The sequence below is a fragment of the Gordonia sp. WA4-43 genome (genome assembly GCF_020520305.1).
Lineage (GTDB): Bacteria > Actinomycetota > Actinomycetes > Mycobacteriales > Mycobacteriaceae > Gordonia > Gordonia hongkongensis.
Genome location: NZ_CP084736.1, coordinates 2,153,531 through 2,169,140 on the forward strand (window position 1 = coordinate 2,153,531; position 15,610 = coordinate 2,169,140).

The following is a 15,610-nucleotide window of genomic DNA, read 5'->3' on the forward strand; positions in this document are numbered from 1 at the left end:
TCAGTAGGACTTCGGCAGCCCGAGGCTGGTCTGCGCGACGAAGTTGAGGATCATCTCCCGGCTCACCGGGGCGATGCGGGCGATCCGGGCGAGGCTCAGCATCGGCGCCAGTCCGTACTCGGTGGTCAGACCGTTGCCGCCCAGGGAGTGCACGGCCTGGTCGACGACCTTCACACAGGCCTCCGCGGCCGCGTACTTCGCCATGTTGGCCGGCTCGGCGGCGCCCCAGTCGTCGCCGGCGTCGTAGAGGGTCGCGGCCTTCTGCATCATCAGCTTGGCCATCTCGAGCTCGACCTTGCCCTGGGCGAGCGGGTGCGCGATCGCCTGGTGCGCACCGATCGGCGTCTTCCACACCGTGCGCTCCTTCACGTACGACACCGCCTTGTCGAGCGCGAACCGGCCCATCCCGACGGCCGACGCCGCGGCCATGATGCGTTCCGGATTGAGCCCGGCGAACAGTTGACTCAGGGCAGCGTCCTCGGAGCCGACGAGCGCGTCGGCGGGCAATCGCACATCGTCGAGGAAGAGCTGGAACTGCTTCTCGGGGTTCTGCAGTTCCATGTCGATCATCGTGTACGAGAAGTTCTCGGAGTCGGTGGGGACGATGAAGAGCGCGGGCTTGAGGTTGCCGGTCTTCGCGTCTTCGGTGCGGGCGACGATCAACACGGCCTGCGCCTGGTCGACGCCGGAGATGTAGACCTTCTGGCCGGTGAGCAACCAGTCCGAGCCGTCCCGACGGGCCGTGGTGGTGATCTGGTGGGAATTGGAGCCGGCATCGGGTTCGGTGATACCGAACGCCATCGTGATCGACCCGTCGGCGAGACCCGGCAGCCACCGCTGCTTCTGCTCATCGGTGCCGAAACGCGCGATGACGTTGCCGCAGATGGCCGGTGAGACGACGAGCATCAGCAGTCCGGTGCCCGACGCGGCGATCTCCTCCATCACGATGGCGAGCTCGTACATACCGGCACCGCCGCCGCCGTACTCCTCGGGGAGATTGACCCCGATGAAGCCGAGCTTGCCCGCCTCGGCCCACAACTCGTCGGTCTTGCGGCCGGTGCGCGCGCACTCACGGAAGTACTCCTGTCCGTACTTCGCGGCGAGTCCGGCGACCGCCGCGCGCAGCTCGGCGCGTTCGGTGGTCTCCACGAACGGATTGGTGTCCACGGTCATGTCGATGCTCCCTGTCTCGGTCTTCGATGTGGTTCGGCGGCGGACGGTTTCGGCGGCCGGTCAGGCCTGGTAACCGAGCCGTTTGGCGGCCAGTCCGTTGAGGATCTCGGTGGTGCCGCCACCGATCCCGATGATGCGCATGTCGCGGTATTGCCGTTCGACCTCGGTGCCGGTCATGTAACCGAGGCCGCCGTGCAGCTGAACGGCTTTGTTGGCCACCCACTCCCCCGCCTCGACCGCGGTGTTCTTGGCGAAGCACACCTCGGCGATGAGGTCGTCGGTGGAGCTGACCTTCCGTTCGACGAGGGCCCGCGTGTAGGTGCGGGCGATGTCGATGCGGCGCGCCATCTCGATCAGCGTGTCCTGCACCGACTGCCGGGCGATGATCGGTTTGCCGAAGGTCTCACGGTCGCGCGCCCACTGCAGGGTGAGATCGAGGCAGCGTTGCGCACTGGCGTACGCCTGCACCGCCAGACCGGACCGTTCGGTGACGAAAGCAGTTGCTATCTGCGCGAATCCGGAGTTCTCGGGCCCGACCAGGTTGGTGACCGGCACCCGCGCATCGACGAAGGACAGTTCCGCGGTGTCGGAACTGCGCCACCCCATCTTGTCCAGCTTCCGCGTGACCTCGAAGCCGGGTGTGCCCTTTTCGACGACGAGCAGTGAGACGCCCGCGGCTCCCGGTCCTCCGGTGCGGACGGCGACGACGACGAAGTCGGCGCGGACCGCGGAGGTGATGAAGGTCTTGGAACCGTTGACGACGTAGTGGTCCCCGTCGCGCTCGGCCTTCGTCGTCAGGTGGCCGACGTCGCTTCCGCCGCCGGGTTCGGTGATCGCCAGGCTCCCGATCTTCTCGCCCGCGAGCGTGGGCCGCACCCACCGGTCGATCTGGTCGGGGTCGCCGGCGGCGATCAGATGCGGCAGGGCGATGCCGTGGGTGAACAGCGACGCGAAGACGCCACCGGCCGCGCCGGCGTAATGCAGTTCTTCGCCGAGGATCGTACTGTCGATCAGATCACCGCCGGAGCCACCCACCTCCTCGGGGACCCCGAGCCCGAACAGACCCAGTTTGGCCGCCTCGATGTGCAGTTCACGGGGGATGGCACCCTCGCGCTCCCAGTCGTCCTGGAACGGGAGGATGTGTTTGTCGACGAATCGGCGCACGGTGGAACGCAATTCGAGGCGTTCGGGCGTCTCCCAGATCGGACTGGCGATGGGCATCGTGTTCTCCTGTCGGACTGCGTGCGACTGCGTGCTGCTGCGATCGGACGATTCGGCGGCGTAAGGGGGCGGTGGACGTCAGCGGCGGACGGTGACGACGACGGGCGTCTCAGCTCGCCCGCGGTTCGCGACCCGGCCCGGGCGGACCTGCGAAACACTGTGCGATACCCGACCATTCGACCGCGTCGGGTCCGATGAGCTCGAGTGCGAGGTCGGCGAGTGCGCGTCGCTGGGTCACCAGGAAGCAGAAGTCGAGGGCCGGCCCGCGCACGCTGTTCGACGCGTCGTCCGGGCCCCAGGTCCAGATCTCGCCCGACGGCGCGGTGAGCGCGTAGTGGAACGGCTCGGCCGGCGGCGTACGGCCGTTGACGATGTAGGCGAAGTCGCGTGTGCGGACACCGATGTGGGCGACGCTGCGGATCCGATCGGTCGGCACGACGGGAACACCGAGGGCGTCGGCGACATCGAGGCCGTGCGCCCATGTCTCCATCAGGCGCGCGGTCGCCATCGACGCCGCGGACATCGGTGGCCCGAACCACGGGATCTTGACGCCGGCCGGCACCTCGCGCAGCGCGTCGGCGAGACGGTCGCGCGCCGCCCGCCACCCGGCCAGGATCTCGTCGGCCGGCGCGGCGGAACCCGCTTCGGCGGCGTCGTCGACGTAGGTCGCCGCACCGTTCGCCGCTTCGGAGAGCAGTGCGCCGAACCGGTCCGCGTCGGTGGCCGCGATCGCCGCCACCTCGTCGGTCCACGCCAGATGCGCGATCTGGTGCGCGATCGTCCACCCCGGCGCCGGCGTGGCGGTGACCCAGCCCGCATCGTCGAGACCCGCGACGAGGGTGTCGAGCTGCGCGGATTCGGCTTCGAGGTCGGCGACGACGGCGATCACGGCTGCTTGTCCCTCAGGCATGCGATCACCCTCACACACGGCATCAGAAGAATCAAGCGCGCTTGATTGTTTTGATAAGCAACACCGCCGGTTTCAGTGTCAGGGTTGTCTAGCCACTTCGGTGGTGGTTGGGTTCTGACCATCAGGCATCTGGCTCTACCGCTGGTTACCGCCCCTGGCTGTATTGGGCTGGTGTTGGCTCATTGTGCCGATGCCTGGTGTGTCAGGACCGGCCGGCGTGACTTGATAGGAGCGTGGCATCGCCCCGACTGAGATGTGTCCGCCGACCGGCCCGACTGTCGCCACTCCACTCTGACAGGAAGGCATCTTCCATGATCGTTATCGGTGCCGATGTGCACAAGCGCACGCACACCTTCGTCGCGGTCGACGCTGTCGGCAAACAACTCGGATCCACGGTGGTGCCGGCCACGACGGCCGGTCACCGCACAGCCATGCAGTGGGCTCACGCTCGTTTCGGTACCGAGGTGTTGTGGGCCATCGAGGACTGCCGCAACATGTCGGCCCGGCTCGAACGCGACCTGCTGGGCGCCGATCAGAAGGTGGTGCGGGTAGCGCCGCACTTGATGGCCGAACATCGGCGTACCGGACGTGAACGCGGCAAGTCCGATCCGATCGACGCGTTGGCTGTGGCTCGGGCCGCTGCACGCGAACCCGACCTTCCGGTGGCGTCTCACGATGCCGTGTCCTACGAGATGAAAGCTCTCGTGGACTATCGGGATTGCCTTGTGCGCGAACGAACCTCGAAGATCAACCGGGTGTTGTGGCGGGTGCATCAACTCGATCCCGAGTACCACATCAAAAAGGGTGGGTTGACGGCGAAGAAGCATCAGAAAGCGCTGCAAACCTGGCTGGAGCCTCACAGCAGTGTCGATGCCCGCCTGGCAGGCAAGGAAGTCGCCGCCATCTACGACCTGACCGTGGAGATCAATGAGGTCGAAAAGGAGATCACCAAGAAGGTTTCCGACGCGGTGCCCACCCTGTTGGCGATGCCCGGCTGTGGCGCGCTCAGCGCCGCGAAACTCCTCGGCGAATCCGCCGACATCACCCGCTTCCCCGGGGAGGCCCAGTTCGCCCGCCACGCGGGAATCGCCCCAGTGCCGGTGTGGTCGGCCAACCCCGGACGCCATCGACTCACCCGGTCGGGCAACCGCCAGATCAATGCCGCGATCCACCGCATCGCGCTGACCCAGGCACGCATGCCCGACACCCTCGGCCACGCCTATTACGAGAAGAAGAAGGCCGAAAACAAGACCCCTCGCGAGGCGATGCGCTGCCTCAAACGCCGCCTCGCCCGCGTCGTCTACAACCACCTCACCACCGACCACCACGCCCGCACCCGCAAAGCCGACAACCCAACACCCGCCGCCGCTTGACATAGGAGCTATGAGCCGGCCGAGCCCCACCGCTGGTTGAGCCGGCACCGAGCGCAGCGAGGCGCCGAGTCGAAGCCACTCGACAACCCGCGCCCCCACCGCTGGTTGAGCCGGCACCGAGCGCAGCCGCCGGGCCGACCAAGCGACGAAGGAGCGCGTCGAGGTCGAGGCGCCGAGTCGAAGCCACTCGGCGACCCGACCGCAAGAAGCGACCTCGACGGACGCAGCGACCTCCCTACGCTCGGTCGACGCAGCTCGGCCGGCTGACGACCCAACTGCGGTCAGCGGTAGTGGATGTCGACCGTGGCTCGGCTCAGCAGGACGTCGTCGTAGGAGGTCATCGTCGCCTCGAAGGACGAGATGCGGCGGCCGAGCTTGATCGGCGTCACCTCGACCACCACTTCACTGCCGTCGACAGCAGGTGAACGGTAGAAACCGATCGCCATGTCCCCGATCGAGTACTCCTGCCCGGCACCGGCATGCAGATGCCCGGCGAACGATGCCGCCTGGCCGGCGATGGTGGCGATGACCCCGCCGTGCATGGTGCCGAACATGTTGCCCATCCACGGCTCGGTGGCGCTGCGAAAGCGGATGCCGGACTCACGGTCGGTGGTGCCGTCGATCACCTCGACGCGGCCGTTGAGCATGTCGGTGAGCGGGCCGGGTTCCCGCATCTTCGACGCGATCTCCTCGACCACGGCCCGCCCGGACAGCGCGGCGGGTATGGGCTCGGGCAGGACGGACCCGCCATCGTCGCTGCATTGCGGTGTCGCGTGGCCGATCTCGGCGGACGGGGTGGCGCCGGTCGGGGCACGGCCGACACGGACGTTGCGCGCGGTCCCGACGCAGCACAGGTCCCCGGTACCGGTGCGGATCTCGACCGACGTCGAGCCCCAGTCGTCGTCGTGCATGACCACCTCGGCCCGTGCGGCGACCAGGTCGCCCACTTCTGCGCGACCGTGCGTGGACATCGTCAGGCGTGCCTGGAGGGTCGCCGCGGCGGGGTCGTCGTGGATGCGATGGAACGGGATACCACCGCAGTGATCGAACAGCACGGCGAACGCCGGCAACTCGATCACGCCGCGATGGTCGGCGAACCGCGGGCACAGCCGCTGCGAGGCCCGCACCCCCGACTCCGACACCGAGATGTCGCCGAGGTGGAACGCGGACAGGGGATCGTGCGGCTGGCTCATGAAATCCCTTCTATCAGCGATGTACCGCCGATCTCGCATTGGAGAGTCCAATCTCACTCCCGTAGTCTGGCTGCGTACGTGTCCAAAGTGACGGGAGAGACAGATGCGACGCACAACTGTGGCGACGATCGGGGCGATTGCGGCAGTGGGAGCGTTCGGCGTAGGAGCAGGCACCGCCTTCGCCGCACCCGCGGAACGACCCCTCAGCGTGGAGCAGGTCCCCAACGCCGGAGTCACCGTCGGCGCGAACGGCATCTCGGGCGGTTTCGTGGCGAGCATCCTCGCCTCGGCCACCGAACCCGGGGTCACGCTGATCACGCTCAACACGACGCCCACCGAGTCCTGCGCCACCAACCTGAAGGATGCGCGCGTCGGGATCACCTGGAAGAACACCTCGACCGGCGCATCCGGCGACGAGGTCTTCGCCGCATGTGCGGACGGACGTCCGTCCGACGGGGTCGCCGTTGCGACCGGAGCGGGATCGGTCGAGTTCACCACGACGATCCTCGGCCAGGGCGACCAGACCTTCACGGTCGTCCCGGGCAGCGGATCGTTCACGCGCTGACGCCGAGCCGACCACACCCACTCCGCTGAGCGGGAGGGCGCGAGCCACCCACCCTGCTCCCTGATCTGAAAGAAGCCCGTAACCCGTGCTCCCTGAGCCTGGATCCGTGGAAGGAGTTCAGGTGGGGTGGGGTTGGGGCGCGTGATCGCCTGATTGTGTTGTGGGCGTGTGGTATTCGCTGACCTGTGTCAGCCTTTTCACTGGGGTTCCTTGGTCGTGGGTGGGCGGGTGGCGACGTCAGGTCAGGTGGTGTTGGCCGCGGCCCACAGGGTGGTGAAGGCGTGTTGGGTGGGCCAGTGTCGGGGTAGGTGCAGCACCGGTGTTCGTGCTGGTCGGGCTAGTCGGGCGGGTATCGCGATGAGGGTGCGGCGCAGCGTAGCGCCCCGCGCGGCTCGCAGTGTGGGGGTGTTGGTGAGTGCGGCGAGGGTGCGCATCAGGTTGTGGCTGATCGCGGTCAGGGCCAGCCAGGCGGCGTTGGCGCCGAACCGTCCGGAGGGCAGATGCGCCAGTGGTCCGTCGATGAGGTCGGCGAACACGGTTTCGATGATGGCGTGGCGGCGGTGGATGAGGTCGGCGGTGACGGTGTCGTCGGTGGTGTTGGTGAAAAACGAGTGGTACCGCCACGCGGGCATCAACGTGTCGGTGCCGGCGGGGTGGTGGGCTGTGACCCGACGCACGATCAGTCGCGCGGTGACCGGCTGGGCGGAGTCCGGTTGCACGGTGTAGGTGGTTTCGGCGACTTCGGCGTCAGAGATCAGTTCGCCGGTGTCGGGGTCGGTGACCGCCCCGGGATAGTGCACCGGGGTCCAGGCGTCGTCTCCGATCGCGGTGATGGCGCGGGTGATCGCGGTATTGGTGCGTAAGACCAGCGAGAACGTCGCTCCGAGGCGTTGACAGGTACGCATCACCGCAGCGGTGCCATAGGCGGCGTCGCCGCGCACGGTGATCTCCCCGCTCGCCCCACACCGGCGTGCGGTGGTCAGGGTTTCAGCGATCATTCTCGCTGCCCCGTTCCCAGAAGCGGTGCGCCCGGCGCGTAGCCAGGCGTTGGCGATCACCGGGGCATGCCCGGCTGCGGACAGAGTGGTGACCTGCGGGGACAACCCTTTGCGCAGGAGTTCACGCCCGGCGATTTTGGCGTGCCCGTAGGAGCCGCCTTCTTTCTGGTAGCCGTAGACCGGGCGTAGTAGTGAGTCAATGTCGACAAATACCTGGGACCCGTCGGTGGGCAGCAGACCCGCCGTGGCGCACATCGCCGGCAATGTGTGGGTCATCACCGCGTTGAGTTGCCGGGCATGTCCGGGGGTGAACTCGCGCAGCGTTTGTCCGATCGTGGCTGGGGCGTACACGCGGTCGAACAGGCGGGTGTGCCCACCACTGCGGACCCTTCCGAGGTCGTCGATACTGTCAGCGCCGCAACACAATCCGGCGATCACGGTCAACAGTTTCGCCTCGAGGTTGGCCCCAGCGGAGGCGACCTGGGTGGTGCCGAGATCGACCCGTTCGCCCAGCAGGGACGCCAACCCGGTCGACTCAGCCACCGCCATGACCGGTACCAGCCCGGCGTGCGACACCAGGTTGTCGTCGAAGACCGCGGACTCGGCGGAGAACGTGTGCGATACTTTCACTGAAAATGCCTTTTGACTGGTTTGTTTTGTTGTCTCAACACCACCAATCATTCCAGCTCAGAGGGCATTTTCTTGTCATCGACACCCCGCACCCATCCACGGATCCAGGCTGAGGTGTGAGGAGCGCAAGCGACGAGATGGTCCTATAGATTGTCAAGCGCTCCGAGGTCGGTGGTGAAGGCTTTGTAGAGTTCGCGGGCGACGTAGCGTTTGAGGCATCGGATGATTTCTTTCTTCGTTTTCTCGTTCTCGCGGCGGGTGAGGTAGGCGCGGGTGGGGGCGTGGGATTTGATGCGTCCGACGACGATCATGTGCAGCGCGCTGTTGGCGCCACGGTCACCGCCACGGTTGAGGCGGTGACGCACGGTTTTGCCAGAGGAGGCCGGCAACGGCGCGACACCGACGAGCTTGGCGAACGTCGCTTCGGTACGCATCCGCTGCGCGTTCTGCCCGATCGTGATCAGCAACCGCGCGGCAGTGATCGGACCGACCTGAGGGAGCGCCAGCACCGTCGGCACCAACGACTTCAGCAACGTCTTCAGTTCCCGGGTCAACGTGGTGACCTCCCGGTGAGTCTGCCGATACCGCTGCGTGATGGACTTCGCGGTGAACACGAACGCCGCACGCGGGTCGGTCAACGACGCCGGGGCCGTCAACGATTCGACCAAGGCGAGTCGTTGCGGGGTGGTGGTGCGGGCTTTGAGTTGATCAGCGAACTCATCGGGCGCGGTGGTGCACAGATCACGCAGCTGGTCACCGAGTTGGGTGCGGTGATCGACCGCCATTCTCCTTGCCACGTAAAGCATTCGGATCGATTCGGTGACACCTGAGGTGTCTTTGGCGTGGCCGCTGGCCCGCCCGGTGAGCACCGCCATCGCTGCGGCGTAGGCATCGAGTTGATCGGACTTGCCCTGGGCTCGGCGGGCCCGCACATCCGGAGCGTTGACCTCGATCACCTCGACACCAGCCGCGGTCAACTCCCGGGCGAGTCCGGCACCGTAGGAGGCACTGGATTCGACCCCGGCCTGCTCGAGGCGGCCGTGGGTGCGGGCCCACGCCAGCAGCTGCCGGTAGCCGTCGGCGGTGGCCGAGAATTCCTGATCGGCCAATGGCTGGCCGAGGGTGTCGATGATCGCTGCGTGATGGGTTTGTTGGTGGGTGTCGACTCCGAGTACGACCACTTGCATATCCACTGCGGTCTCGGTCATTCTGGCGATGTCTCCTTCACTGCGGTGTTGGATGACCTCGCCGGGGCGGGTGGACACGACAGTGAGGAGTCACGGGCTCACGCCCGAACACGGCCCTTATTAGGTCACACCCGCCCCGGTCTCCCAAGGTCGTTTACTGCGGTGATCGCCCGCGGAATGAGGTCGACAGATCTCGTCCATGACACAAGGTCAGCCTCGAAGCAGGTCAGACCTCACCCCGGACAACCACCACACCCATTCTCACTGCCTCGAAGGGCTGGCGAGACACGTTGTTACACCCTTCGTGGCTCGCTTCGCTCGCACCTCAGGGAGCATGGAGATCAGACGCTCACGAGTGTTCTTTCAAAGGTCACGGCGACCCCCTCCGGTACCGCAGTAGACAATTCTGCAAATCTGTATACACGTGCGGTGAACACGTTCTAGATTTGCCGCATGGCCGAGACAGTCACCCAGCTCCTGCAGGCACGCGCCGACGACGACAACCTCGCGATCACCTACGAGGGTCGGCAATGGACGTGGCGCGAGTACATTCGCGACGCCGAACGCGCCGCGTCGGCGATTCTCGGCATCGCCGACACCGAGCGCCCGCTGCATGTGGGCGTGCTGCTCGGGAACACGCCGGACATGCTGGTCGCCCTGGCCGCCGGCGCGCTGGGCGGTTACGTGACGGCAGGGATCAACAACACCCGCCGAGGTGAGGGCCTCGCCGCCGACATCCTGCGCGCGGACTGTCAGATCCTGCTCACCGACGCCGAGCACTGCCCTCTCCTCGATGGCTTGGAGCTACCCGGCGTGACGGTGCTGGACACCTCCACTCCGCAGTGGGCCGAAATGCTCTCCGGCGCCGCGGAGTTGAGTCCGCACTCGGTACCCGGGGCGATGGACACGTTCATGCTGATCTTCACCTCGGGGACCAGTGGAAACCCCAAGCCGGTCCAGTTCGCGCACATGATGATGCCGTTCGCGGGTCCGGTGCTCGCCGACAAATACGACATCGGCCCCGGCGACGTCTGCTACCTGTCGATGCCCCTGTTCCACAGTGCCGCGCTCATGGGGGGTTACTGCGTCGCACTGTGCGGCGGTGCCGCGATCGCGCCCGCCAAGTTCTCCGCCTCGACCTTCCTGGCCGACATCCGCCGCTACAACGCGACGTACATGAACTACGTGGGCAAACCGCTCGCCTACATCCTGGCCACCGAGGAGAGGCCCGACGACGCCGACAATCCGCTCCGGGTGGCGTTCGGCAACGAGGCCACCGACCGCGACATCGACGATTTCTCGCGCCGGTTCGGTTGCACCGTCTGGGACGGCTTCGGTTCCACCGAGCTGGCGATCATCATCACCCGTGAGCCCGGCACGCCGCACGGTTCGATCGGCAAGGGTTTCCCGAACGTCGCCGTGTACAACTCGTCGACGCTGACCGAATGCCCGCGTGCCGAATTCGATTCCAGCGGAGCGCTTATCAATGCCGACGACGCGATCGGCGAGCTGGTGAACATCGAGGGCGGCGGGATGTTCATGGGCTACTACAACGATTCCGACGCCACCAGCGAGCGTCTCCGCCACGGGATGTACTGGTCGGGCGACCTCGCGTACAAGGACGCCGACGACTGGATCTACCTCGCCGGCCGGACCGGCGACTGGATGCGCGTCGACGGCGAGAACCTCGCCGCCGGACCGATCGAACGGGTGCTGTTGCGCGTTCCCGAGATCAATCGCGTTGCCGTGTATGCCGTTCCGGACGACCACGTCGGCGATGCGGTGATGGCCGCCGTTGTCCTGCAGGACGGCGTCGAGCTGACCCCGGAGTCCTTCGCCGAACAGCTTGCCGCACAGGCCGACCTGTCGCCGAAAGCGTGGCCGATGTATGTCCGGATCGAGGACGACCTGCCCACGACCGCGACGAACAAGATCCTCAAGCGCACCCTGAAATCCGAGGGCGCCGTCCCCGGCACGGGCACACTCTGGGTGCGCGAGCCCCGGTCCCGCGTGTATCGACAAGCCGTCGCCGCACAGGCATGACCTCGACCGCGGCCACCATACCGACACCGGAATCCGTCCCGCAGCAAACGCTTCCGGAGATCGGCTACTACGCACTCTCGCGCCATCCGGTCGATCCCACCGAACTCGCCGACGAGGCGCGGCTCGCCGACCGCGCGGGCTTCGGTGCCGCCTTCGTCTCGGAGCGGTTCAACGTGAAGGACGCGGCCGTGCTCGCGGGCGGTCTCGCGGCGGCGAGCCGCCGCATGGGCGTCGCCACGGCCGCGACCAACCACAACACCCGTCACCCCATCATCACCGCGTCCATGGCCGCCACGTTGTCGACCATGACGGGTGGTCGCTTCGCGCTCGGCCTCGGTCGTGGATTCGCCGCACAGTGGCAGGTTCTCGGGGTTCCCGATGTCACGAGCGCCCAGCTCACGGACGCCGCCTCAGTGTTGCGCACCCTCTGGCGCGGCGAGATGATCCTGGGCCACGACGGCCCGCTCGGCACCTACGACTACCTCAACCTCGGTGTCGCGGTTCCACCGGTCCCCATCCTGCTCGTGACGATGTCGCCCAACACCTTACGTCTTGCCGGGCGCATCGCCGACGGTGTCGTCCTGCACACGTTCTTCTCCGACGAGGCCACCATCGCCGCGGTCGAGACCGTCCGAGCGGCGGCCGCCGAGGCCGGTCGGGACCCCGCTTCGGTGCGCATCTGGTCGGTACTGGCCACCGTGCCCGACCATCTCGATGATGACGACCGGTTGCGACGTCTGTACGGGCGGCTCGCGACCTATCTCCAGGGGTATCCGGACGTCCTGATGCGTGCCAACGGATGGCGTGGAGATGATCTCGAACGAATCAGAGACAGTCCGGCTTTCGCCGGCGCCCGCGGACCCATCGACGCCACCGCCACGGCCGACGAACTGGCCCGGCTCGCCGAGGTCATCCCGGCGTCGTGGGTCGCCGACAGCGCGGTCGGCAGTGCCGAACAGTGCGCGGCCGCCGTGGCGCGCCAGTTCGACCTGGGAGTCGACTCGGTCATCATGCACGGCGCCGCGCCGTCGGAACTGTTGTCGGTGCTGACGGCGTACCGGTCGATACGACCCGCCTTGCCGGCTCTGCCAGTGAACCCGGGTTCGGTTGCGGGACCACCGGTTCAGTGACCGTCAGTCGGGCACGCCGGGTGGCACCGAGTTCAGCAACGCGCCCGCCTCGACCCGGAGCTGTTGACCGGTCACGTACCGGGCAGCATCGGACACCAGGTAGAGGACCGCCTCGGTGACATCCTCCGGCGCGAGCAGGTCCACCGGCATCGCGTGCAACGACGCGAAGACGTCCTTGACGTCGTCATAGACCGGCTTCTCGAGATCGGGTCGGAACAGCCGGTAGATCTCGTCGTGATGCACCATCGCGGTGTCGACGTTGCCGGGATGAATCGCGTTGACGCGAATACCTTTCGGCGCCAGGTGCCGGGCGAGGTCGTTGACGAGTCGCGCCACCGCTCGTTTCGAGTGGCCGTAACCGCCTGCACCCGGCCCGGCCTGCGCGGACTCGAACGACGGCATGAACGCGGCCATCGAACCGATGCAGACGATCGATGCACCCGCTTCGAGGTGCGGCAGAGACAACTCGAGGGTGTTGATCACCCCACCGAGATTCACCGACACCGTGTTCAGCCAGGTGACCGAGGGACTCTCGGGCCCGAGCGGGCTGATACCGGCGTTGGCCACGACGATGTCGAGTCTGCCGAACTGCGCCACCGCGTCGTCGATCGCGGCCTGCAGGGCGTCCCGGCTTCGGACGTCGGCGATCTTCGCGATCACCCGACTGTCCGTCGCGTCGACCATCTTCGCGGTCTGCTGCAGGTCGTCCGGGGTACTCATCGCGTAATTGACCGTCGTGATCTGATCGCAGATGTCGACGGCGATGATGTCGGCACCCTGCTCGGCCATCCGCACGGCGTGGCTGCGTCCCTGGCCCCGTGCCGCGCCCGTCACGAGTGCGACCTTCCCGTCGAGTCTGGTACTCACTCGCGCTCTCCTCGTCCCGGCGGCCACGAGTCCGGCCGCCGCGTCTCCGCGCAGCCTAGCCGACGGCCATCCTTCGTGTGGCGGAATGGATTTGCTGATCGCGAGGTCGCCCTGCGCGGCCGGACCCGCACCGCTGCACACCGCCGCGTCGGTTCCCTGGACACCAGTCCATTTCCTCGGTAGTGTCCGATCAGCGGGCTGGGTGAGCCCGGTCACATCGGCCCGACCCACGCAGCTCGATCGAAAGGGCGTGCCCGTGCCGGACACCGTCGGAATCCCGACTTGCATAGACGAACTCACCCCGACGTGGTTGACCGCGTTCCTCGCTTCGCACGGTCACGACGTCAGCATCGAGTCGGTGGGTGCCGAACCCGTGGGAACCGGTCAGATGGCCGGTTCCTACCGCCTTCACCTCGGGCACGACAGCCCAGCGTCGTTGCCCGACACCATGATCGCGAAGCTCGCGACCGGGTCACTGGACCAGCGCGAGTTCGGATCGGGGGTGTTCCGCAACGAGGTGCGCTTCTATCGCGACCTCGCCGCGTCGTTCACGGTGCCGATGCCCGACTGCTTCGGCGCGACCATCTCCGATCGCGGCACCGAGTTCGTACTCTTGCTGGAGGACATGGGCGCAGCCGTGCAGGGCGATCAGATCGCCGGCTGCACACCCGCGCAGGCCGAGGCGGTGGCCGTGGCGACTGCTGGTCTCCACGCTCCCCGGTGGAACGATCCGACCCTGCTGGCCGAGATGCCGTTGCCCACCGACGCCGACCGGGAGGTGATGGAGTCGATCCTCGCGCCGATGGCGGAGGTCTACCGCGAACGTTTCGCCCCTGCCGGTCCGTCGTCGGCGGCGGTCGACTGGCTCGTCCGTGAGGCCGGCCAGTGGCTGGTCGCCCCGCTGGACAATGCCACCCTGATCCATGGCGACCTCCGGGTCGACAACGTCCTGTTCGGCCCGTCCGGTGAGGTCACGGTGATCGACTGGCAGACGATCACCACCGGTAACCCGCTGCGCGACATCGCCTTCCTGCTGAGTACCAGTCTGACCACCGACGACCGGCGCCGGCACGAGCGCGGCATCGTCGCCTCGTACCATCGGGCGCTGGTCACCGCGGGCGTCGGCGACTACACGCTCGACGACTGCTGGGACGACTACGTCGGCAACCTGATCCAGGCGCCGCTGATCATCGTGTTCGGCTCCGCTGCTGCACAACCCACCGAGCGCGGCAATGCGATGTTCGATGCGATGCTGTCCCGCAGCGCAGCCGCGATCGACGATCTCGCACCCGGAGGGCTGTGAACCGTGCCGTCACTGGTCATCGGCGGCAACGGGTTTCTCGGTTCTCATCTCGTTCGGCAGCTCGTGGACGCGGGCGTGGAGGTGCGGGTGTTCACCCGGCCCACGAGTGACCTCCGGACCCTGGCCGGTCTCGGCGTCGATCACGTGACGGGCGATCTCTTCGACGCCGACGCCGTCGCGCGGGCGATGACCGGTTGCGACGTGGTGTTCCACTGCGCGGTCGACACGCGCGCGTGGTTGCGCGATCCGGCACCGCTGTACCGGACGAACGTCGAGGCCCTGCGTTCGGTGCTCGACGTCGCAGCCCGGATGCCACTACGGAAGTTCGTGTTCACCAGCACCGCGGCGACCATCGGGCGGGTGAACGGCCGTCGGGCGACGGAGGACGACGTGTTCAACTGGGCCGCGCGGGCTCCCGCCTATGTGCGCAGTCGCGTGGCCGCCGAGGACCTGGTGCTGCGTCGAGCGCAGGACGACGCGGTACCCGCCCTCGCGATGTGCGTCGCCAACACCTACGGACCCGGCGACTGGCAACCAACTCCCCACGGCGCATTCGTTGCCGGTGCGGCGCTGGGCAAGTTACCGTTCACCGTCCGCGGCTGTCGCGCCGAGTCGGTCGGCATCGACGACGCCGCGCAGGCGCTGCTCCTCGCGGCGGACCGCGGCGAGGTCGGCGAACGCTACATCGTCTCCGAGCGGTCCATCGACACCGGTGAGATCGTGGCCATCGCCGCCGCGACCGCCGGTCGTCAGCCCCCGCGCGTCGTTCTCAACCGCGCTGCGCTGTACACCTTCGGGGCGGTGGGTTCCGCCCGAGCGACGCTGACGTGCAAGCCGGTGCAGTTGACGATCCCCTCGGTCCGGTTGATGCACTTCATGTCCGAGATGGACCACGGCAAGGCCGAACGCGACCTCGGATGGCATCCACGCCCGGTGACCGAGGCCATCGCCGACGGTGCCCGCTTCTGGCTCGAACGACGCGCCGCGCGCCGCGCTGGTTGAGCCGGCTCCACCCCC

Annotated in this window: 13 protein-coding genes; 6 read left to right on the top strand and 7 right to left on the bottom strand. The window is 67.2% G+C overall.

All coding sequences use genetic code 11. The features are described from left to right. From LEL84_RS09615 to LEL84_RS09625, 3 genes are all read right to left on the bottom strand, one after another. Nucleotides 1-1,173, bottom strand: coding sequence for an acyl-CoA dehydrogenase family protein (locus LEL84_RS09615; RefSeq protein WP_010840516.1), 1,173 nt, complete (start codon nucleotides 1,171-1,173; stop codon nucleotides 1-3). 60 nt (nucleotides 1,174-1,233) lie between these two features. Then, complete coding sequence (locus LEL84_RS09620) at nucleotides 1,234-2,394, bottom strand: acyl-CoA dehydrogenase family protein (protein WP_226513912.1); 1,161 nt, start codon at nucleotides 2,392-2,394, stop codon at nucleotides 1,234-1,236. A 109-nt stretch (nucleotides 2,395-2,503) separates the two neighbouring features. Then, entirely contained in the window at nucleotides 2,504-3,304 is an 801-nt protein-coding gene (locus LEL84_RS09625; protein WP_226513913.1) for a TIGR03084 family metal-binding protein, read from the bottom strand. Between the two features lie 311 nt (nucleotides 3,305-3,615). Here LEL84_RS09625 and LEL84_RS09630 point away from each other — a divergent pair, with 311 nt between their 5' ends. Further along, nucleotides 3,616-4,677: an IS110 family transposase gene (locus LEL84_RS09630; protein ID WP_165630636.1), complete on the top strand. Its 1,062-nt coding sequence runs from the start codon at nucleotides 3,616-3,618 to the stop codon at nucleotides 4,675-4,677. 281 nt (nucleotides 4,678-4,958) lie between these two features. Here LEL84_RS09630 and LEL84_RS09635 read toward each other — a convergent pair whose 3' ends face one another. Then, nucleotides 4,959-5,870, bottom strand: coding sequence for a PaaI family thioesterase (locus tag LEL84_RS09635; RefSeq protein ID WP_226513914.1), 912 nt, complete (start codon nucleotides 5,868-5,870; stop codon nucleotides 4,959-4,961). Between the two features lie 103 nt (nucleotides 5,871-5,973). Here LEL84_RS09635 and LEL84_RS09640 point away from each other — a divergent pair, with 103 nt between their 5' ends. Beyond that, nucleotides 5,974-6,435 carry a hypothetical protein gene (locus LEL84_RS09640; RefSeq protein ID WP_226513915.1) on the top strand — a complete coding sequence of 154 codons (462 nt, stop codon included), beginning with the start codon at nucleotides 5,974-5,976 and terminating at the stop codon, nucleotides 6,433-6,435. Between the two features lie 242 nt (nucleotides 6,436-6,677). Here LEL84_RS09640 and LEL84_RS09645 read toward each other — a convergent pair whose 3' ends face one another. After that, entirely contained in the window at nucleotides 6,678-8,063 is a 1,386-nt protein-coding gene (locus LEL84_RS09645; RefSeq protein ID WP_226513916.1) for an IS1380 family transposase, read from the bottom strand. Between the two features lie 143 nt (nucleotides 8,064-8,206). Beyond that, a complete protein-coding gene (locus LEL84_RS09650; protein WP_212743643.1) occupies nucleotides 8,207-9,271 on the bottom strand; it encodes an IS110 family transposase in 1,065 nt (354 codons plus the stop codon). A 432-nt stretch (nucleotides 9,272-9,703) separates the two neighbouring features. On the opposite strand from LEL84_RS09650, the gene fadD1 reads away from it, so the two are divergent. Together fadD1 and LEL84_RS09660 are read left to right on the top strand one after the other, a co-directional pair. Continuing rightward, nucleotides 9,704-11,293, top strand: a complete 1,590-nt coding sequence (gene fadD1, locus LEL84_RS09655; protein ID WP_226513917.1) for a fatty-acid--CoA ligase FadD1 — start codon at nucleotides 9,704-9,706, stop codon at nucleotides 11,291-11,293. Beyond that, on the top strand, nucleotides 11,290-12,423 hold the full coding sequence (locus LEL84_RS09660) for a TIGR03857 family LLM class F420-dependent oxidoreductase (protein WP_226513918.1): 1,134 nt from the start codon (nucleotides 11,290-11,292) through the stop codon (nucleotides 12,421-12,423). The genes fadD1 and LEL84_RS09660 overlap by 4 nt, the downstream gene beginning before the upstream one ends. Before the next feature lie 3 nt (nucleotides 12,424-12,426). On the opposite strand, the gene LEL84_RS09665 is transcribed toward LEL84_RS09660, so the two are convergent. Next, nucleotides 12,427-13,290, bottom strand: coding sequence for a mycofactocin-coupled SDR family oxidoreductase (locus LEL84_RS09665; RefSeq protein WP_226513919.1), 864 nt, complete (start codon nucleotides 13,288-13,290; stop codon nucleotides 12,427-12,429). A gap of 250 nt (nucleotides 13,291-13,540) precedes the next feature. Between LEL84_RS09665 and LEL84_RS09670 the strand changes: the two genes are divergently transcribed. Together LEL84_RS09670 and LEL84_RS09675 are read left to right on the top strand one after the other, a co-directional pair. Continuing rightward, nucleotides 13,541-14,593 carry a phosphotransferase family protein gene (locus LEL84_RS09670; RefSeq protein WP_413466956.1) on the top strand — a complete coding sequence of 351 codons (1,053 nt, stop codon included), beginning with the start codon at nucleotides 13,541-13,543 and terminating at the stop codon, nucleotides 14,591-14,593. A 3-nt stretch (nucleotides 14,594-14,596) separates the two neighbouring features. Then, a complete protein-coding gene (locus LEL84_RS09675) occupies nucleotides 14,597-15,595 on the top strand; it encodes an NAD-dependent epimerase/dehydratase family protein (protein WP_226513921.1) in 999 nt (332 codons plus the stop codon). Nucleotides 15,596-15,610 lie beyond the last annotated feature (15 nt).

Excerpts from the sequence above, each read along its gene's own strand:
- LEL84_RS09625 (WP_226513913.1), bottom strand. The coding sequence starts at position 3,304 with ATGCCTGAGGGACAAGCAGCCGTGATCGCCGTCGTCGCCGACCTCGAA.
- LEL84_RS09660 (WP_226513918.1), top strand. The coding sequence starts at position 11,290 with ATGACCTCGACCGCGGCCACCATACCGACACCGGAATCCGTCCCGCAG.
- fadD1 (WP_226513917.1), top strand. The coding sequence starts at position 9,704 with ATGGCCGAGACAGTCACCCAGCTCCTGCAGGCACGCGCCGACGACGAC.
- LEL84_RS09620 (WP_226513912.1), bottom strand. The coding sequence starts at position 2,394 with ATGCCCATCGCCAGTCCGATCTGGGAGACGCCCGAACGCCTCGAATTG.
- LEL84_RS09615 (WP_010840516.1), bottom strand. The coding sequence starts at position 1,173 with ATGACCGTGGACACCAATCCGTTCGTGGAGACCACCGAACGCGCCGAG.
- LEL84_RS09650 (WP_212743643.1), bottom strand. The coding sequence starts at position 9,271 with ATGACCGAGACCGCAGTGGATATGCAAGTGGTCGTACTCGGAGTCGAC.
- LEL84_RS09630 (WP_165630636.1), top strand. The coding sequence starts at position 3,616 with ATGATCGTTATCGGTGCCGATGTGCACAAGCGCACGCACACCTTCGTC.
- LEL84_RS09640 (WP_226513915.1), top strand. The coding sequence starts at position 5,974 with ATGCGACGCACAACTGTGGCGACGATCGGGGCGATTGCGGCAGTGGGA.
- LEL84_RS09635 (WP_226513914.1), bottom strand. The coding sequence starts at position 5,870 with ATGAGCCAGCCGCACGATCCCCTGTCCGCGTTCCACCTCGGCGACATC.